The 20229-nt window shown below is 42.3% G+C and carries 16 protein-coding genes and 2 other annotated features; of the genes, 13 read left to right on the top strand and 3 right to left on the bottom strand.

The window, feature by feature from the left end:
- Positions 1-206: 206 nt before the first annotated feature.
- A complete protein-coding gene (locus BUB66_RS03495; RefSeq protein WP_244269734.1) occupies positions 207-3104 on the bottom strand; it encodes a phosphodiester glycosidase family protein in 2898 nt (965 codons plus the stop codon).
- 148 nt (positions 3105-3252) lie between these two features.
- The gene (locus tag BUB66_RS03490) at positions 3253-3936 is read right to left on the bottom strand and encodes a heparan-alpha-glucosaminide N-acetyltransferase (protein ID WP_084098685.1); all 684 of its coding nucleotides are present in this window, start codon (positions 3934-3936) and stop codon (positions 3253-3255) included.
- A 101-nt stretch (positions 3937-4037) separates the two neighbouring features.
- Positions 4038-4257 (top strand) — a binding site (T-box leader).
- Positions 4258-4303: 46 nt separating this feature from the next.
- Here BUB66_RS03490 and BUB66_RS03485 point away from each other — a divergent pair.
- The 13 genes from BUB66_RS03485 to BUB66_RS03425 all read left to right on the top strand — a co-directional run bounded on the left by BUB66_RS03485 (position 4304) and on the right by BUB66_RS03425 (position 18920).
- The gene (locus BUB66_RS03485) at positions 4304-5596 is read left to right on the top strand and encodes a phenylacetate--CoA ligase family protein (protein ID WP_073254712.1); all 1293 of its coding nucleotides are present in this window, start codon (positions 4304-4306) and stop codon (positions 5594-5596) included.
- 47 nt (positions 5597-5643) lie between these two features.
- Positions 5644-5892 (top strand) — a binding site (T-box leader).
- A gap of 51 nt (positions 5893-5943) precedes the next feature.
- Entirely contained in the window at positions 5944-7242 is a 1299-nt protein-coding gene (locus BUB66_RS03480) for a phenylacetate--CoA ligase family protein (protein WP_143156195.1), read from the top strand.
- A gap of 12 nt (positions 7243-7254) precedes the next feature.
- Positions 7255-7656, top strand: coding sequence for a hypothetical protein (locus tag BUB66_RS03475; RefSeq protein WP_073254709.1), 402 nt, complete (start codon positions 7255-7257; stop codon positions 7654-7656).
- A 150-nt stretch (positions 7657-7806) separates the two neighbouring features.
- Entirely contained in the window at positions 7807-9417 is a 1611-nt protein-coding gene (locus tag BUB66_RS03470; RefSeq protein ID WP_073254706.1) for a mannitol dehydrogenase family protein, read from the top strand.
- Positions 9417-9881 (top strand): TRAP transporter small permease, encoded by a 465-nt coding sequence (locus BUB66_RS03465; RefSeq protein ID WP_073254703.1) that lies wholly within the window; start codon positions 9417-9419, stop codon positions 9879-9881. Before BUB66_RS03470 ends, BUB66_RS03465 begins: the two co-directional genes overlap by 1 nt.
- Positions 9882-9898: 17 nt before the next feature.
- Positions 9899-11179, top strand: coding sequence for a TRAP transporter large permease (locus BUB66_RS03460; RefSeq protein WP_073254700.1), 1281 nt, complete (start codon positions 9899-9901; stop codon positions 11177-11179).
- Between the two features lie 14 nt (positions 11180-11193).
- The gene (locus tag BUB66_RS03455) at positions 11194-12207 is read left to right on the top strand and encodes a zinc-binding alcohol dehydrogenase family protein (RefSeq protein ID WP_073254697.1); all 1014 of its coding nucleotides are present in this window, start codon (positions 11194-11196) and stop codon (positions 12205-12207) included.
- Positions 12208-12234: 27 nt separating this feature from the next.
- Entirely contained in the window at positions 12235-13188 is a 954-nt protein-coding gene (locus BUB66_RS03450) for a phosphoglycerate dehydrogenase (RefSeq protein WP_073254694.1), read from the top strand.
- Positions 13189-13205: 17 nt separating this feature from the next.
- Positions 13206-14756, top strand: a complete 1551-nt coding sequence (locus BUB66_RS03445; protein ID WP_073254691.1) for a gluconokinase — start codon at positions 13206-13208, stop codon at positions 14754-14756.
- Positions 14737-16041 carry a nickel-dependent putative hexonate epimerase gene (locus tag BUB66_RS03440; RefSeq protein ID WP_073254688.1) on the top strand — a complete coding sequence of 435 codons (1305 nt, stop codon included), beginning with the start codon at positions 14737-14739 and terminating at the stop codon, positions 16039-16041. The genes BUB66_RS03445 and BUB66_RS03440 overlap by 20 nt, the downstream gene beginning before the upstream one ends.
- Position 16042: 1 nt before the next feature.
- Positions 16043-17065 (top strand): TRAP transporter substrate-binding protein, encoded by a 1023-nt coding sequence (locus BUB66_RS03435; RefSeq protein ID WP_073254685.1) that lies wholly within the window; start codon positions 16043-16045, stop codon positions 17063-17065.
- A 57-nt stretch (positions 17066-17122) separates the two neighbouring features.
- The gene (uxuA, locus tag BUB66_RS03430; RefSeq protein WP_073254681.1) at positions 17123-18199 is read left to right on the top strand and encodes a mannonate dehydratase; all 1077 of its coding nucleotides are present in this window, start codon (positions 17123-17125) and stop codon (positions 18197-18199) included.
- Between the two features lie 43 nt (positions 18200-18242).
- Positions 18243-18920, top strand: coding sequence for a GntR family transcriptional regulator (locus BUB66_RS03425; RefSeq protein ID WP_073254678.1), 678 nt, complete (start codon positions 18243-18245; stop codon positions 18918-18920).
- A 42-nt stretch (positions 18921-18962) separates the two neighbouring features.
- On the opposite strand, the gene BUB66_RS03420 is transcribed toward BUB66_RS03425, so the two are convergent.
- Complete coding sequence (locus BUB66_RS03420) at positions 18963-20222, bottom strand: efflux RND transporter periplasmic adaptor subunit (protein ID WP_073254675.1); 1260 nt, start codon at positions 20220-20222, stop codon at positions 18963-18965.
- Positions 20223-20229 lie beyond the last annotated feature (7 nt).

Raw genomic sequence — 20229 nt, 5'->3', positions numbered from 1 at the left:
GCCGGGCTTTTACCCGGCCTTTTTTACTATATCCCTTTTGTTATAAACCTTTGCCCCTGTCTCCCAGCAGGAGGAGTATCAGAATCAAAAATACTATAAACGCTTTGCTGTCATCAAAAAAGCCGCCGCCCACTGCGGTACCTCCTTTCAAGTTTTCTAGTTATAATATATGAAAGGAGGTTTTTTTGGGTTACTTTATAGTTTAACTAATTTGCCGTTATTTCCACCGTCCTTGACTTTTCATCCCATGTTATTTTTGCCCCAAGCACCTCGCTGATAAATCTTAAAGGCACAACTACCCTCGAGTTTTTGAGTTCGGCTTTAGTATCGAAATTCACCTTTTTCCCGTTGACAAGTGCGGATTTTTCTCCCACCCTAAGGGTAACGATGTTCCCATCTTTTTGTATGATTACCTGTCTTGCTCTGTCGTCCCAGTGCACCCTTGCCGATAGATGTTCTGACACAAACCTTACTGGGACCATCGTGCGCTGTTCCTCGTTAATATAAGGCTGCTGGTCGGGGAAGTTTATTTCTTTTCCGTTTACCTTTACTCCGACGTCGGAAATGTAAAGTTTTACTTTCCCGGTGAATACCTCAGTTTTTACCGTAATCTCGATTTCGACGGCTTTTTTCCCGTTAATTTCGAGAGTTTTCGAATCAAGAGTGCAAGCGCCGGGGGGAGTTATGTTATATTCTGCGGCGTAAGGGTATTCCAGCGGAACCTTAAAGCCTGTCGGGGAAATTCCAAAAAGTTTCAAGCGGCTAGGAATGCCTTTTCTGACAGATGGAGTTTCCGACACTATATTTTCGATTAAGGGGATGACCCTGTAATATATTTTGCTTTCTTGAATGTTAAATATCAGCGCTGCAGGTTCTTCGGCGTTTACACCGGGAACACTTATGTATTTTACCCCGTTTTCCATATTGGAGGCAAATTTTTTTGCTCCCCCACATAGCACTAGGATGTTTTTGAATGAAGCTTTGTTTTCTGACAGGACTTTTTTAAGAAGTTCGCCTTCTTGAGAGTCCTGGAAGCTTGAAATTGCCCTGTCCAGCACGACTACGAGGTTGTTGTAGCTGGATGCTGCGGATTTTACATCTTCTTTGAGCTTAATCCACTGGGTTGGGTCCGTCAACCTTATACTGCCCTTCGAAGCATTCAAGAACACAAACAGAGTATCGTTCGCCTTGTGGACTAGATAGCCTGTATTGGCCGTCAAGAATTTATTCAATGGCGGCAAGGATTTTGCATTTTCGGGTGGGGAGTTTGTTGCGTATAAGCGCCCCGCGATTATGTTGTAAGACGCCTTTTGGCGGTCGAACACTGCACGTGCCATGTTGAAGATTTTCAGGTAAGCGGGATTGTAATTGGCTTCAAGTAAAAGGTCTCCGAAAACCCCGAATGTCAATCCGCCTTTTTTAAAGGGAACATTTGCCCCGTCAGTGATAAGAGGCTTTGAGGGAAGAAGCGATTCGTCGAACCGGCCCGATTCTCCGATCTTTACCAGCGCTCCCGCCTTGATGTTCGAAAACTCGGCGATGACTGCACAGGAGCCAGGAGCTTGAGGTGCGATGAAAAGGCCGTTTTCGATGTAACCTCCGTCGCCCGCTATTTCCCACTTTATGTCATTAGGCTCTATGGGTGCCTTATATCCTTCAGCATCAACCGCATAAGCTCTGAAGGTCTGTTTTTGTCCGGGTGAAAGCTCGACCCTGTCGGGCTCCACGATTATATCCACCGCGTCCCCCAGAACTCTTACTTGCGCGGAAGCTTTGATGCCGCCTATGGAGGCCGTCACGGTGCCGGTTCCGGTTTTTCGTGCGTAAAATACGTTGCCTTCAAATGTTCCCAAATCTCCCGTGACCTCCCAGCGAACGAGGTTTGGGTCCACGTCCACGGGGTTGTAATTTTCGTCGTAAGCTTTTATTTCGAAGACCCGGCGGCCGTTTTTAGGTATGTTGAAAGAACTGGCTGTGATTTTGAATCCGTAAACTTTTCCGGAAGAAGATAGCCGGGAGAAGATACCTATTCCGTTTACTACTGGCCTTTCGGCCTTTTCGGATGGACTATTTACAACGCCGGGGGTTTTTTCGCCCGGTTCCCTCACCACCATGGTGGAAGAGCCGCCTCCATCGAGATTGAGGGCGTTGTAAGCCCCGAAACTCAGCATAAGACGGGCAAGTTCCTCCTGCGTCATGCCTCTGCTTTCCGCCTGCCTTCCATCTACCACCACGAGTATCAATTTTTTACCGTCTTTTGTGAAACCCACTGCAGTCCTGGGGTGTTGCCCCAGGATATTGTGGGAAAAGCTTGCCGGTATTTTGCCGTTGTCAACGAGGACTGCCCCGCCTCCCAAGGCCATCTTTAGGTTGGCAATATCCGGAGTTACATGGAGCTCTATCTTTACCTCATCCCCGATGAAAAAGTTGTTTTTCAAAAATGAGGAAGCTCCGCCTCCACCCGCCAAAACGATACCCCCCTCGGGGATTTCGGCGGACCTGCCGTCAAAAATACTTGCGATTCTGCCATCTTTCACCACTGCGTATGTAAGTTCCGGCGATGTTGCTTGCACCTGCGGTGTTGTTTTGCCGAATTCCGGGGTGTAAATCATTATTTTTCCGTACCCGTCTCCGAGTTTGTTTATACCGCCCACATCGAAAGATGCTCCATTAGGTGCGATTATCTTTCCAGTAAATTCGAACCTCAAAATCTGCGGAATTTTTTCGTAAGTTAGGGCAAAAGAAGCCATATCGCTCCTGTTGGAAGGCGTAGAAATTAGTTTACCTCCGGCAATTTGTATTCCGATGGGGGACGATGGGTTTGCCATTATGAAAAAGTCGCCGTTTACACCAGCCACGGCTCCGTTTTCCGAGACCAATTTGCTCAATATCTGCCGCTCGGAAAGGCCATTTTTGTTCATAAAGGCATCTATATCCACGTTTTCCGAGGTCAAATCTATCGTGAGGATGTGTACTTTTTGCCAGCCCGATGAGGTAAATATGGTCCTGCCTTCGTAAGAAACTCCCCGGGTTACGGGGAATTTCACCGACTCTTCGTGCAGAACTACTTCTTGGGCAAATGCATAAAAAATTTGGCTAAGCACAAGGCAAATCAAAAGGACTGAAAGAAGCTTTCTCAAAAAGTGCGGCATTTAATATTCAACTCCCTTTGAAATATTAATATAGTATGTCTCTTATTACCTTAATTCTACCCTTGAGGAATTTTTCCTTTTTTGTAACAGACTTGTAATATTAGAGGATTCCTGACTTTCGAGCGATAAAAAGGAATAGCAAAAGTACCGGTTGATGGATGAGGTAAATAATAAGCGAGTGTCTGCCCAGGAGCGAAAGGAAATTTTCGCGAAATTCCCCGAAAATTCTATAGCCTTTTGCGTAAAAATCTCTTCCGAAAGCCATCCCCAACAGGAATACTCCGAAGTACGGAATGAGAGGATAGTAGTCCAGCGACGAAAAGTAAGGGGTGGTAATTCCCAGCGGGAAAAGGTACGGATTTTGTGTGGTGAGGGAATCAAAGTAAGTTCCTGCTGCAAGTACGGCTAATGCTAAAAGGACCAACGCAAAAGAATCAATCTTTTTAAAGCAAGGCGAAAGCATATATGATGTACCCAGAAAGTGAAGGATACCGAACCTGATGTAATTCGTGCTGTCTAAAAGATAAGTTGCGACAGTTATTGCCATACTAAATAAGAAAAGCTTTATCCCTCTTTGGCGGGGATTGCGGCTGAAGTAAGAGGAGATACCGGCTATCCAAATGAACATAAGGGCGGAAAGTTTTCCTTCGTAATACCAAAAACCCCTGGAATAATCTATATTTAATCCGAAATAATACGAAAGGTCAAATATGCCGTGAAAAATTACCATGAGAAATACGGCTATTCCTCGAAAAGAGTCTAGTTCCACAATTCTGTGTTTCACTTTATCCCAACCTTTCACGTGATTAACTATAAGTATATCGAATTTTTTGAGTTGACAAAAGGGAAAGTTGCTATTAAAATAGACTTTAAAAAGTTAAAACGATAAAGGTGATGAGGGAAAGAGTAGCCATGGATGGGCTTAAAGAGAGCCGGTGGCTGGTGCGAACCGGTAAGCTCGCTGGGCGAAATACATTCCTAAACCGCAGGCTGAATTAAGTAGGCCAGGCCGCATCGGTGCGTTATGCTGTGGAGGGGATTTGCAGGAGAGATTTATTCCTGCAAATCAATTAGGGTGGTACCGCGAGAAGAGCTCGTCCCTGCCGGGGCGGGCTTTTATTTTACATAAAATTTAGGGGGTCCGACTAAAAATGTTTTTCAGTGAAATCGAGGCATTAGAGAGAGAAAAGTTGAAAGAGCTGCAACTGGAGAGGCTAAAGAAAATAGTGAAATATGCGTACGAAAATGTTCCGTTTTACAGAAAATTATTTGATGAGAAGGGATTAAAGCCAGAGGATATAAAGACAATAAAAGACATAGAGAAAATCCCTTTTACGACCAAAGACGATTTGAGAGAAGCATACCCTTATGGAATGTTTGCGGTGCCGTTAAAAAAGGTTGTAAGAATTCATGCATCTTCAGGTACCACAGGGAAGCCTACGGTCGTTGGATATACTAAAAAAGACATAGAAACATGGGCGCAGTTGGTGGCCAGAATTGCTTTTATGGCGGGAGTTAGGGAAGAAGACGTAGCCCAAATTGCATTCAGTTATGGCCTTTTTACCGGTGCCTTTGGACTTCATTACGGCCTTGAAAAAATAGGTGCGACCGTAGTTCCGGTTTCCAGCGGAAATACGGAGCGGCAAATAATGATAATGAAGGATTTCGGCTCGACTGTTCTTGTGAGCACGCCTTCGTACGCCCTTTATATGGCTGAAGTTGCCGAAGAAATTGGAGTAAAAAAAGGCGATTTAAGGCTTCGGCTGGGTCTGTTCGGAGCGGAAGGAGCAACTCTGGAGATGAAAAAGGAAATAGAGCGAAGGTTCGGTATTATGGCTACCGAAAATTATGGCCTGAGCGAAATAATAGGGCCGGGAGTCTCAGGCGAATGCCACGTTAGGGATGGACTTCACATAGCCGAGGACCATTTTTTGGTGGAAATCATTAACCCGGATACCGGCGAGGCTTTGGACTTCGGGGAAAAAGGGGAGCTGGTTATAACCACCTTGACTAAAGAAGCAATGCCGCTTTTGAGGTACAGAACAAGAGACATAACCAGTTTAAATCCGGAGCCGTGCAGATGCGGAAGAACGTTAATGCGGATGAGTCCTGTTCAGGGAAGAACTGATGACATGCTGATAATCAGGGGAGTCAATGTCTATCCTTCTCAAATAGAAAGCGTGCTCATGGGAATTAAGGGAATTGGCCCCCACTACGAGATTGTAGTTACAAAGAAGGGATATCTCGATGAATTAACAGTCAACGTAGAACTTGCCGATACGGATATGCTGGAAAAACATCAATTGCTGGAGAAATTAAAGGAGGAAGTGCGCTTTAAATTAAAATCCGTTCTGCAAATAGATGTAAATGTGCGGCTTGTTGAGCCGAAGAGCCTTGCGAGATTTGAAGGCAAGGCGAAGAGGGTGAAAGATTTGAGAAAGTAGTTGACGAAAAATGCATATCGTGATATAATTTCTAGAAACCTAAAGAGAAAAAAGCGATGACGGAAGAAAGTAGGCTACGGCTGCACCTTACAGGGAGGAGACGCCGAAGACTGAGAGCGTTTCCAGGTGCGAGTAGTTGAAGTTCGCTTCCTAGCTTTCGGGCTGAAATGAAGTAGGTCCGAACGGATTTGACCGTTAAAGCAATAGGGCATCGACTGAAATGTCCGTGCCCGAAAAACGAGCGGGCTTAAAGCCAATTTGGGTGGTACCGCGGAAATTAGCCTTTCGTCCCATGCGGATGAAAGGCTTTTTTGTTTACCGATAATATTGAATTAGGGGGTTGGATTATGTATTGGAATCCAAAGTACGAATGTATGCCGAGGGAGCAAATAAAAGAGCTCCAGTTAGAAAGGCTTCGAAATACTCTAGAAAGGGCGTATTACAATGTGCCTCACTACAGGAAAATCATGCAGGAAGTCGGATTCGAGCCTGAGGATTTAAAATCCCTGGATGACCTAAGAAGATTGCCGTTCACCTCAAAGAAGGACTTAAGGGATAATTACCCTTACGGCATGTTCGCCGTCCCTTTGAGCGAAGTAGTGAGGATACATTCTTCTTCTGGGACCACGGGAAAACCGACGGTTGTCGGCTATACGAGAAATGATATCAATGTTTGGGCTGAAATCATGGCTAGGACCCTTACCACGGCTGGAGCAAAGAAAAGCGATGTTATTCAGAATGCTTACGGTTACGGGCTTTTTACCGGAGGACTCGGGGTTCATTACGGGGCTGAAAGGATAGGTGCCACGATAATTCCCGTCTCGGGAGGAAATACAAAAAGACAGGTCATGATTATGAAGGATTACGGAACGACGGTCCTTACATGCACTCCTTCATATTCGCTCCACATAGCCGAGACTATAGAAGAGATGGGGATTTCCAAAGAAGAACTTAAATTGCGGATCGGAATATTCGGTGCGGAACCGTGGTCGGAAAATATGAGGAGGGAGATAGAAGATAGGTTGAAGTTGACTGCACTGGATATATACGGATTGAGCGAAATAATAGGACCGGGCGTGGCAATAGAATGCCCGCACAAAAATGGATTACATGTTCAGGAAGATCACTTCATTGTAGAAGTAATAGACCCAAAGACCGGTGAGGTACTGCCTCCCGGAGAGAAGGGAGAGTTAGTATTTACATCCCTCACTAAAGAGGCTCTACCCATGATACGCTACAGAACAGGGGACATCTCCAGGCTCATAGAAGAACCGTGTCCGTGCGGCAGGACCAGCGTAAGAATAGGAAGGATTGAAGGAAGGACCGACGACATGATAATAATCAGAGGAGTGAACGTCTTCCCTTCGCAGATAGAACACGTTTTGCTTGAAATAGGTCAGATCGAGCCTCACTATCAATTAGTTATCGACAGGATAGGCTACCTTGACATTCTGGAAGTCCATGTAGAGGTATCGGAAAAAATGTTTTCAGATGATGTAAAATCCCTTGAAATATTGAGTAAAAAGATTCAAAATGAAATAGAAAGCACCCTTGGGATTTCAGTTAAAGTAAAATTGGTAGAACCGAAGACTATCGAAAGAAGCGAAGGAAAGGCAAAGAGAATTATAGACAAAAGGAAAATTTAGGAGGGATTTAAAATGTTGGTTAAACAGTTATCAGTTTTTTTAGAAAACACCCCCGGCAGACTTTATTCCGTGACCTCAATTCTGGCAGAAAACAATGTTAAAATTAAAGCTTTGATGCTGGCAGATACTGCGGATTTTGGCGTTTTAAGGCTGATAGTGGATGAACCCGAAAAAACTTTGAAAATACTCCAGGAAAATGGTTACGCGGCTAAAATAACAAATGCCATTGCGGTTGAGGTATGCGATTCCCCGTTTAAAAAGATGCAGGAAGTCCTCAAGGTATTGAGCGAAAAAAATATCAACGTGGAATATATGTACGCCTTTTCCGGCGATGCCCCTGGTAAGGCACTGGTAGTTTTCAGAGTGGATGATATAGAATCCGCAATTGCGCATTTAAAGGAATTAGTAGGATAATAGGATAATAAGAAAAAATATGAGCCTCGGCGCCGTTTTCAATAGGCGCTGGGGCATTTTTTATATTGACAATTCCATAAGTGATATGCTAGTATATTAGAGTAAATATTTTAACAGAATTAATTTTTATAGTAAGGGTGAAATTTTAAAATGAGGCTATCACTCGAAGAATTGCAAAAAAACTCGCGTTTTTGGGAAGAAAGGGGCTACATACTTCCAAAATTCGATATAGCAAAAGTGCGGGAGAAAACCTTGCGCCAACCGGTGTGGATTCACTTTGGGGCGGGCAATATCTTCAGAGCCTTTTTGGCGTCGCTTCAGCAGGACCTGCTTGATAATGGGTACCACGATACCGGCATAATAGCGTGCGCACCTTTTGACGACGAGGTTATAAAGAAAGTCTATATCCCTTATGAAAATTTGACCTTATTGGTAAATTTAAACGGTGATGGGACGCTCGAAAAAAGGGTGATAGCAAGCATCGTTCATGCATTATGTGCGAGGGAAAACTTCGAAGAAGTCGAGCGGTTCTTTCAGAATCCATCACTTCAGCTTGTCTCTTTCACCATCACGGAAAAGGGCTATGCATTAAAAGATGCTAAAGGCGAATACCTTCCCGAGGTCCTGCACGATGTAGAAAACCCTGATTCGACTCCCAGGAGCACGATGGGGATGGTTGCAAAACTATGCTACAAAAGGTTCGTTGCGGGGCGTTACCCTATAGCGCTTGTTTCGATGGATAACTTTGCCCACAATGGGACGAAGCTTTACGAAGCAGTCAGGTTTTTCGCCGAAAGATGGGTAGAAAAAGGAACGGTAAATTCCGACTTTCTAAGTTATCTGGACGATAAAAATTTTATATCCTTCCCTTGGACGATGATAGACAAGATAACTCCGCGCCCATCGGAAAAAATAAAAAAATTGCTTCAGGAAGACGGAATAGAGGGGGTGGAGATTTTCCGGACCGCTAAAGGTTCTTACGTTGCTCCTTTTGTCAATGCCGAATCTACGGGTTACCTGGTAATTGAAGACACATTTCCCAATGGCAGACCGCCTCTTGAAAAAGCGGGTGTGATTTTTACAGATAAAGAGACAGTAGACAAAGTAGAAAAGATGAAAGTTTGCACGTGTTTAAACCCGCTGCACACGGTATTGGCCGTTTATGGATGCCTTTTGGGCTATGAATCGATTGCCGAAGAGATGAAGGATGATTTGCTAAAGGCATTTCTAGAAAAACTGGCGTATGAAGAAGCACTGCCGGTGGTTGTCGACCCGGGAATAATAAACCCCGAGGAATTTTTGAAGGAGGTTTTGGAAAGGAGATTCCCCAACCCCCACATACCGGACACCCCGCAGCGCATCGCGACAGATACATCCCAGAAAATACCAATCCGCTTCGGCGAGACCTTAAAGTCATACCTGAACGCAGGAAGGGATATTAAAGAACTCAAATATATACCTTTGTTTTTTGCCGGATGGCTGCGCTACTTGATGGGAGTGGACGATTTTGGCCGAACGTTTGAACCGAGTCCCGACCCGATGCTGGAAGAGCTCCGGAGCCGGTTAAAAACAGTAAAAATTGGCGATAGAGGCCCATTTACAGATGTTTTAAGGCCTATACTTTCCGACAGCAGGATATTCGGAATTGACTTATTTGAATACGGCCTTGCACAAAAAGTAGAAAGTTATTTTAAAAAGATGGTTGCCGGAGAGAATGCCGTTCGGAAAACATTGGAAGAAGTCGTTAGGGGGTCGGTTTAATGAAAAAAATTGATTACGTAGAAAAGTTGCTGGAGTTAGGGATATTTTTGTCTTTCGGATCATTGGTCCTTGTGGTATGCTTGCAGATTTTTACGAGGGTGTTCATACCTCAGGCAAGCTTTGTATGGACAGAAGAAGCGAGCAGATTTTTATTCATCTTTGCTATGTCTTTCGGTGCGCCTTTAGCTGTTAAGACTAAGGAATATGCGAGTCTTGACGTTTTAACTGGTAAGTTAAATGGAAAGTCGAAGAAGGTTTTGGAAATTTTTATCCAGGTGCTGACGGTATTGCTTTTTGTAATAGTTTTATTTCAGGCAGTCAAATTTACAAAGCTAGGTATAGGACAGACCTCGCCCACAATGAGAATACCGATGTATATAAGTTTTAGCAGCATGATAGTGATGATGCTTTTTTCCAGCCTATATTCTATATTGAATCTAATAAATTCAATAGCTGAATTTTAAAAATGAGGTGGATATTAATGTCTGCATTAATGTTATTTTTATCTTTCGTAGTATTGATATTTTTAGGCGTTCCCATAGCCTTCGCCCTTGGGATTTCTTCTCTGGTTTATATTTTCACCAACGACATCTCTTTGACGGTCTTAGCCCAGAAGATGTACGCAGGCCTCAATTCTTTTGTTTTGGTCGCCATACCCGGATTTGTGTTGGCTGGAAACCTTATGAACAATGGAGGGATTTCGAAGAGAATAGTGGAATTTGCCGATGCTATAGTGGGGTTTATAAAGGGAGGTCTGGCTATTGCAAATGTAGTTGCCTCCATGATTTTTGCAGGGGTTTCAGGAACAGCATTGGCCGACACGGCGAGCATTGGCCCAATTATAATTCCTGCTATGGTGCAACAAGGGTATGATCCTGATTTTTCTGCTGCTGTGACCGCAGCGTCCTCTACAGTCGGCCCGATAATTCCACCCAGCGTCCCGATGATTATTGCAGGCACGCTCGTGGGTACTTCTATAACGAAAATGTTTGTGGCTGGCATGATTCCGGGAATTTTAGTAGGTCTTTTACAAATGATTCTATGCTATTACTTTGCGGTCAAAAGAAATTATCCAAGAAGCGAACTTAATTCGCTAAAGCAAATATGGGAGAAGTTTAAAGGCGCAATTTGGGCAATTTTAATGCCCGCAATAATGATTTTCGGGATTTTAGGGGGCTTTTTTACGCCTACGGAAGCTTCTATAGTTACGGTGATCTATGGCTTGATAGTAGGACTTTTTGTCTACAAGGAATTGCAGTTGAAGGATATTCCAAGGATCTTGGTGGAGTCCATAAGGAGCACGGCAGCAATTATGGTCTTAGTGGGATTTGCTAATACTTTTGCGTGGATTTTAGCAAGCGAACAAATTCCCCAGCTTATTGCGGATTCGATACTGTCAATAAGCGATAACCCAATCGTCGTCATCTTATTGGTAAACCTCTTTTTGCTTTTCGTCGGCATGTTTATGGAAACAATCGCGGCCTTAATTATCCTATTTCCAGTTCTGCTCCCTGTGCTTACATCTGTCGGTATGGATCCAATTCAGGCGGGAGTGATGGTGGTTTTAAATCTGGTAATAGGGCTTAATACTCCTCCTGTTGGGGTGTGCCTTTATGTGGCATCAAATATTGCGAAAATTTCTATAGCCAGACTTACAGTAGCTATTTTGCCTTTTATCATAGCGAATATTGTTGTATTGATGCTGGTGAGCTATATTCCCCATTTTACGCTATTCCTTCCCAGATTGTTATTTGGCATGTAAAAGGAGGACTTAAGGTGAAAGCAGTTCTCATTTCAAACCCCGGGAACATAGAATTGGTCGAAAGGGATATTCCTGAAATAAAGAGCAGAGACGAGGTTTTGCTCAAAGTAAGATTGGCCGGAATATGCGGCTCCGATATGCATATTTATCACGGAACGTCTCCGGTTGCCACATATCCCAGGATTATTGGACATGAATTTGTCGGCGAGGTTGTTGAAAAAGGAAAGGAAGTAAAGAATCTGAAAATCGGGGATAAAGTAGTCGTAGAGCCTATAATCTATTGTGGAAAATGCTACCCGTGCAGAAAAGGTAGGCCAAACGTTTGTGAAAACTTAAAGGTGATGGGAGTCCATGTTGACGGAGGTTTTCAGGAATATGTAGTTGTAAAGGACGCAAATGTTCATAAATTTGCGGACTATTTGAGTTGGGAAGAAGCCGTAATGATAGAACCTTTCACTATTGCAGCTCAGGCAACGTGGAGGGGAGGCGTCGAAAAGGATGATTTTGTTTTAATAATTGGTGCGGGACCTATAGGGCTTACTATCTTGCAATATGCAAAGTATAAAGGGGCAATTTGCATAGTGTCCGATATAGTTGATTTTAGATTGGAGAAAGCCCTGGAGTTAGGCGCGGATTACGCAATAAAAGCTAGCGAAAACATCGAAAAAGAAATAAGAAAAATTACCGGCGGAATGGGTGTAAATATTGCAATAGATGCGGCGTGCACACCAAAAACTTTCGAAATGGCAGTTAATGTGGTTTCTCAAGCGGGAAGGGTTGTGGTATTAGGATTCGATACTTCCCCGTCCAGCATACCGCAGTTTAACATAACAAAAGGGGAACTTACAATATGCGGTTCCAGGCTGCAGACAAATAAATTCAAAGAAGTGATAGATGTATTTAATAAAAGAAAGCTGAATCCTACTGCTTTGATATCTCATAAATTCCATTTTACCGAGATAAAAGAGGCGATTAACTTGTTGGAAGAAGGAAATCAGAATGTTTTCAAGGTTATCCTTGAGTTTTAAAACAGATTTTAATTTTTGGAGGCAGCTATGAGAGCGAAGGTTTTGATTACTCCGAGGTCATTTTTAAAGGTAAAAGAACAAGCTCAGAACTTACTTAAAAGGTATGATTTGGATTTAATTTACAACGATACCGGGAAAACACTTACGGAGGAACAGATGCTAAAGATGTGTGAAGATGTGGATGGGCTAATAGTAGGAATAGACCCGGTCACGGAAAAAGTCTTGAAAAATGCCAGGAAACTAAAAGCTATTTCAAAATACGGGGCTGGACTTGACAATATAGACTTAAAAACGGCTCGAGAGCTCGGAATTAAGGTGGCCAGCGCAGCGGGCACAAATGCTACGTCTGTGGCAGAGTTGGCTATTGGTATGTTTTTTGCCCTTGCGAGGAACTTGGCAAAGCACGTTTTTCTTGTAAAAAATGGAGGATGGGATCGCATTCAAGGGGTAGAACTTACCGGAAAAACAGCCGGAATAATAGGCCTTGGCAATATAGGAAAAGAAGTGGCAAGACTGGCAAATGGAATAGGAATGCGGATTATAGCTTATGACCCGTACTTTGAAGATAGTGAGTTTCTCAAAAAATACGATGTAAAAATGGCGAGTCTGGAATCCGTTTTTAAAGAAGCAGATTTCGTGACCCTCCATGTCCCCCTTACTGAAGCTACAGCCAAAATTGTGAATGAAAATACATTGAAATTGATGAAAAAGACAGCGTATATCGTGAATACATCAAGAGGGGGATTAATCGACGAAGATGCACTTTATGAGGCCCTGAAAAATGACAAAATAGCGGGGGCAGCTTCGGATGTATTTTCGAAAGAACCTCCAGGCTTTCATAAATTGCTGACATTGGATAATTTCCTGCTCACGCCGCACATAGGTGCTTATACGGCTGAAGCAGTGGAAAAAATGGCTATAAAGTCAATTGAAAATTTGGTTGTGTTGTTGTTCGACGAAGAAATGAAGTCACAGGCCTAAAATTGGAAGGTGGTATTTTGAGCAAAGAGCTTTTCATGGGCATCGACATCGGCACTACAGGAGTGAGGGCGGTTTTATTCGACGAAAAAGGATATGAAGTTAGCTTAAGCTATAGGGAATACCCCATGAGGAGTTCGCCCGATGGTAAAGCTGAAATAGAGCCTGAAGTCGTTTTTAAATCGATGTTAGATGTCGTAAAAAATTGCATTGAACAAGTGGAAAATGCCAGGAACAAGATAAATGCAATAGGTTTAAGCACGCAACTTTTCAGTCTTGTAGCTGTTGATAGGTATGGGAACTGTTTAACAAATGTCATTACGTGGGCAGATACCAGGTCTATAAAAGAGGCGGGTTTTATTGAAAAAAATTTTGACTGCATGGCGTTATACAGAAAGACGGGTTGCAGGGTAGAGCATCCGATGTATCCATTGAGCAAGATTTTATGGATTAAGAACAATCACAGAGATATTTACGAAAAAACTTATAAGTTTGTCAGCATCAAGGAATATATAATTTTCAAACTTTACGGCGTATTTATTCTCGATTTGACGGATGCTTCGGCTACGGCTTGCTTTAATATACATAAATTTGTATGGGATGAAGATGTATTAAAAGAAGTACTAGGCGTTGATAAAGAAAAATTTGGTACTCCAGTAGAGTGCATACATGTACTTAAAGGCATGAAAGAGGAATATGCGAAAATTATGGGAATACCTAGAGATACCCCCCTTGTCATAGGGTCAGGCGACGGGATTTTGGCAAATCTGGGATGCGGGGTTTTCGACAATACCGAGCTTTCAAGCACAATCGGGACAAGTGGAGCTATCAGGACGGCTGTGGACTTTCCATTGCTAGATAAAGAAGCGAGGACTTGGTGTTACTGCTTCACAAGAGACAAATGGGTTGCCGGTGGGGCGATAAACAATGGAGGAATAGTATTAAGATGGTTGAGAGATATGCATGTCGGAGAATATTCGAAAGAAGCGATGGAAAAAGGCTTTAATAATGTCTATGAACTTTTTGACAGCTTTGCAAAAGAAATAAGACCGGGAAGTGATGGACTTTTATTCTTTCCTTATTTGACGGGACAAAGGTCTCCTCATTGGAGGGCCGATGCGAGAGGAGTCATATATGGCTTAAACCTCAGCCATGACAGAAGGCATCTTGTTAGGGCTGCAATGGAAGGTATTATCTTCAATATGTTTATGATTTACAATGCCCTGGTGGAGCAATTGAGGAATCCCGTAAGAAAAATTATTGCCAACGGAGGATATGCGAAGTCAGGAGTGTGGCTGCAAATACAAGCCGATGTCTTTGATAAAGAGATTCTTGTAGCTGGAGTCGAGGAAGCGGCTGCACTAGGGGCGGCGTTTCTTTCAATGGTAGGAATCGGGGCTAAGCGCATGATAAAAGAAGATGCTTTGCCTGCGATGAGAGCAAAAAGGCCTATTGAACCTATAAAGGAAAATGTGGAGATTTACAAGAATGTATACAGGAATTTCATCGAACTTTATAACCTTATTTTCAAAAATTCTGTGGAGGTAAAGTATGAACGAGATAATAATTGATAATCCAGGAAACGGATCTGTTTCAGAAGATGAAGTAAGGTCTGCTTTATATAGGGCTCTTGAAGGGAGAAAATTAGATAAAGTTCTTATTATACCACCAGATTTTACAAGAATAAACTCTCATGCGGGTATGATAACGAGAATTTTATATGAACTATTAAGTCCAAGCTCCGAAGTAGATATACTGCCTGCTACGGGAACTCATAGGCCGCTCAGCGACTTAGAACGAAAAAAGATGTTTGGAGATGAAATTCCTAAAGAAAGGTTCTTGGTCCATGATTGGGAGAAGGGTACAAAAAAGATTGGTGAGGTTTCTGCTGAATTTATCGAGCGAGTAACACAAGGTGCCTTGAGTTTCCCCATAAATGTTGAGATAAGCAAGCATATTGCAAATGAAGCCTATGACCTTATTATCTCCATAGGACAGGTAGTACCCCATGAAATTGTGGGTATGGCCAGTTACACGAAAAATATTCTTGTGGGATGCGGCGGAAAGGATGTTATCGACAAGTCCCATTTTATAGGGGCAGTTCACGGGATGGAGCGGATAATGGGAATCGACAGGACACCTGTGAGGCAAGTATTTGACTTCGTTGAAGAAAAATTTTTAAAAGAATACCCCATAATGTATGTGATGACAGTGACTACTACTAAAGGGGGTGCTATCAATTTAGATGGGCTCTTTATAGGCAGAAGCAGGAAGATTTTCGAAAAAGCCGTAGCTTTAAGTCAAAAAAAGAACATCGAATTTCTCGAAAGGCCGGTAAAGAAAGTGGTAGTTTATCTAGACGACAAAAAATACAGGAGCACCTGGATAGGCAATAAAGCTATCTATAGGACCAGGATGGCGATTCAGGATGGAGGAGAATTAATAATTCTGGCTCCGGGGATTGAGAGATTTGGGGAAAATGAGATAGGGGAAGAATTGATAAGAAAGTACGGATATGCAGGGATGCAAAAAATACTAAAACTTATACATAAAGATGAAAAGTTAAAAGAAAATTTGGCTATAGCGGCCCATCTGATACACGGCTCGAGCGAAGGAAGATTTACCATAACTTATGCTGTTGAAAAGCTCAAAGAAAAAGAAATAAGAAAAGTAAATTACAATTATCTACCTTTTAGAAAAGCTTATAAAATCTACAATCCAGATATTTTAAATCCTGGATTTAATACCCTGCCAAATGGAGAGGAGGTGTTTTTTGTCAGCGATCCAGCATTAGGCCTTTGGGCCTGGAAGGAAAAATTCAACAAAAATATTACAATGGCGAGGGAGGACAATTGAAATGAAAGTAAGGGTAAAAGTAATTTCGCTAATTTTAGTATTGGCTCTTGTCTTGATTTCTATTACAGCGTGCAGTGGAGGCAAGAAGGGCCAAGAAAATAATGCCGGGCAAAAACAAGAGACGATTGAATGGAAATTCGGTTACCTTGCAAATGAAGAACACATATGGCATAAGACTGCCCAAGAATTTGCAAGATTGGTCAACGAAAAGACGAATGGCCGCCTTGTGATCAAATTGTATCCCAACGAGCAGCTTGGCAGCGAAATGGATGTACTCAACATGATAAGGGATGGGTCCGCGGATATGACCATATCAGGTGAATCCATGCAGAACTGGGCACCTAAAGCAGCACTGATGGCAGTACCTTATGCATTTAGGGATATAAATCACATGAAAAAAGTGATTGAAGGTGAAATAGGCAAGGAGATAAGCCAGGAAATCATGGACAAAGTAGGGGTAACACCGCTTTATTATCACTTGAGGGCACCTAGAAACCTGACTTCAAACAAGCCGATTAGAAATCTAAGCGATCTTAAAGGACTAAAACTGCGTGTTCCTAATGTTCCTGTTTTTGTAGAAGCGTGGAAAGCGGCAGGGGCAAGCCCGCAGGTAATGGCCTTCAGCGAGGTGTTTACAGCATTGCAACAAAATGTGATTGAAGCTCAAGAAAACCCGTATGACTTGATATTGAGTGGAGGACTTTATGAAGTGCAAAAGTATGTGAACGAGACGGAGCACGTAATAGGATGGGTTTACGTTGTAGTTGGGAATAAACAGCTCAATTCCCTCCCTGAGGATATGAGAAAAGCCGTGTTGGAAGCTGCAAAAGAGGTACAAGTTTACGCCAATCAGTTGTTTGAAAAGGATACGGAAGCGTGCAAGCAAAAGCTTATCGAAAAAGGTATGACGATAATTTCCGACGTTAACAAGGAAGAGTTCAAAAACGCTATGGTGCCGGCTGTGCTCAAGATGTTAAACGATGAGCAAAAAGCTCTATATCAAAAGATACTGGAGGTTCAGTAAGATAAATTGCTGCAAAGGTTTTAAGCTATCGCCAAAAAACTGGAGGTAGATATAACTATGAAACTGGTCTTTAGATGGTTCGGGAAAGAGTACGACAAAATTCCACTAGAATATATCCGGCAAATTCCGGGCATCACAGGGGTTGTTACGAGCTTGATGGACATTCCAGTGGGAGAAGTATGGCCGCAGGAAAGGCTCAAAGCTTTGAAAGAAGAGGTTGAAAGACAAGGACTTAAAGTCGAAGTCATTGAAAGCGTAAATGTCCATGAGGATATAAAGTTAGGAGAGCCTTCTAGAGATATTTATATTGAAAACTACATTGAAACGATGAAAAATTTAGCGCAAATAGGTGTAAAGGTAATTTGCTATAACTTCATGCCTGTATTCGACTGGTTGAGGACGGAGCTGGAAAGGCCTTTAGAGGACGGTTCTCGAACTATGGCATATCGGCATGAAATGGTCATGAAGATTGATCCAAAAAATTTTGCTAACGAATTTATAGACCAATCCGGTGATGTCGAATTACCCGGCTGGGAACCGGAAAGGCTGAAAGAAATCTCCGAAACCCTGAAAAAATACAGTGATATGACCGAAGAAAAATATTGGCGGAACATAAAATATTTTTTAGACAGCATAATTCCGTATGCAGAAAAATTCGATATAAAAATGGCCATACATCCGGATGATCCACCGTGGCCTATCTTTGGTTTGCCAAGAGTTATTACGAGCAGGGAAAATATTCGTAAATTCCTTGATTTATACAAGAGCCCATACAATGGAATTACTCTTTGCACGGGTTCGCTGGGTGCTGACCGGAGAAACGACCTACCGGCAATAATCAAGGAGTTTGCCAAAGAAGGGAGGATACACTTCGCCCATATAAGAAATCTAAAATTCGAAGCTGAAAAGGACTTTTACGAAAGTGCTCACCTGTCAAAGTGCGGCTCATTCGATATGTTTGAAATAGTTAAGGCTTTTTACGATAGCGGATTTGATGGATATGTGCGTCCTGACCATGGCAGAATGATATGGGGCGAAACGGGACGCCCGGGATACGGACTATACGATAGGGCATTGGGAGCAACGTATATCATGGGATTATGGGAAGCTATTGACAAGATGAGCAGAAATTGATAAAAATTATTAAAAATGCTCGAGAAAGCAGGTGTGCCATAGCATGCTGGAAGTCCTGGAAAGAAACATTAGAGAAAATGCGAGAGAGTATGCCATAAGAGTTCTGTATCATAATATTATAAATATGAACTTAGAGCCGGGACAGCAAATAAGCGAGAGCGAAATTTCTAAGATTTTGGGAATCAGCCGCACGCCGGTCAGGGAAGCGCTGATAGAACTTTCAAAGTTGTCTCTGGTAGAAATATACCCGCAGAGAGGCACGTACATTTCCAAAATAGATATGGATAGGGTGGAAGAATCTCGTTTCGCAAGATGTGTTCTTGAAAAGGCGGTTGTCAAGCTTGCATGCAAGATGATTGATGAAAGATACGAGGCTGAAATCGAAGAAAATCTGAAATTGCAGGAAGTAAGCGCCAAGAGAAAGGATTTCAAGCACCTGCTTTTTCTCGATAATAAATTTCACGAGTTGATTTTTAAGGCTTGTAACAAAGAAGCGACTTTTAATCTCATTAGAAGCATGATGTCGCACTTTGACAGAGTGCGAATCCTCAACTTCGTAAAAATGGACATGAATAGGACTGTAAACGACCATAAAAAAATATACCATGCAATTAAGGAAAGGGACGAAAAAAAGGCGGAAGAATTAATGGAGGAACACCTTACAAGAGTAGTCTTTGACCAGGAGTATCTCAGAAAGCTGTATCCGGAATATTTTAAGTGAATTCGCATGTATTTGTAAAAGGGAGCGCTTTAGCGCTCCCTTTTAAATCTCCAGTTTTGCGAGCTTTAAGCGGATTTTCCTACCTTCTTTAAGACCAGGTGTTTGGGGATTAAGTATTACCAGGTCTTTTTCTTTTAATCCTTCCTCGATTACTACAAAATTATCACTTTCAAAACCTGTTTTTACGGGCATTATTTTGGCCCTTCCATGTTCTACCGTCCATACAGCGTCGCCGTCCCCATAGGGGAAAAGGGAAGTTTTAGGCACAGCAAGCACTTCTTTTTTTTCTTGAATCGTAAATTCTACATCTATAACCATGCCGGGTATTAATTTTGATGTTTCCGCGGTAAAAGGTTTTACAGTAACTTTAATGCGCTGTTCTTCGATTCCAAGGGCAGATATTTTTTCGACAGCCGAGGGGGCGATTTTTTCAACAACCCCTTTTGAAATTAATTCTTTTCCGTTTGTACCTTGGATCAATTTTACCTCCATCCCCGGATTTATGTTCGGTGCAAAATCAGCAGGGATAAATACTTCCAACAGATATTCCCCGCTTTTAAATATTTTCATAAATTTGGTTCCGGGGCTTACCACATCTTGCAATTTTGTTGAAAGTTCTGCCACAATTCCGTCAATAGGCGAAGTTACCTTGCACCTTTCTATTTTATACTTTAAAAGGTCTATCTGTGCTTCTAGGGCTTCGATTCTTCCTGCATAGTAAGTTCTTGATTCCTCGGTAGGATTTCTGGATTCATAAAGAAGTTTCAATGCTTCCTGTTGTCTTTGGAGGTTTATTTTTGCCTTTTCCAGCATATTTTTTATGCTTTCGTATTCTTTTAAAGTGACAGCACCCTGGCTATAGAGCTCCTTTATTCTTTTAAATTCACTCTCTTGTGCTTCAAAATCTTTTTTTGCCTCTTCTACTTGTAACTCTTGAGTTTTGACTTCAGAGTCTAAGGGTTTTCTAAATGATAAAGCTTCTTGCGCTTTTAAGACTTTGAGTTCGGCTTGAAGTTGTTTCAATTGAAACTCCAGTTCTTTAGAATCAACTTCGGCTAAAACCTGTCCTGTTTTGACTTCGTGGCCTTCTTCTACGTACATTCTAATTATTTTTCCTGCTACAACGCTCTGGATGGTGTATTCCACCTTAGGCACAATTTTTCCTACTTCCTTAATTGTCTTGGCAAGTGTGACTGGCTGGATTTCTATAATCTCAACTTCAATTGCCCTATTTTTCTCATAAAAAACAAGCGCCAAGATTAGTATTAATATTGCCGAAAATGCAAAAAACTTCCATTTCATAATCTCA

It is taken from the genome of Caldanaerovirga acetigignens (assembly GCF_900142995.1).
GTDB lineage: Bacteria > Bacillota > Thermosediminibacteria > Thermosediminibacterales > Thermosediminibacteraceae > Fervidicola > Fervidicola acetigignens.
This window is presented reverse-complemented; position numbering and strand designations above follow the sequence as displayed.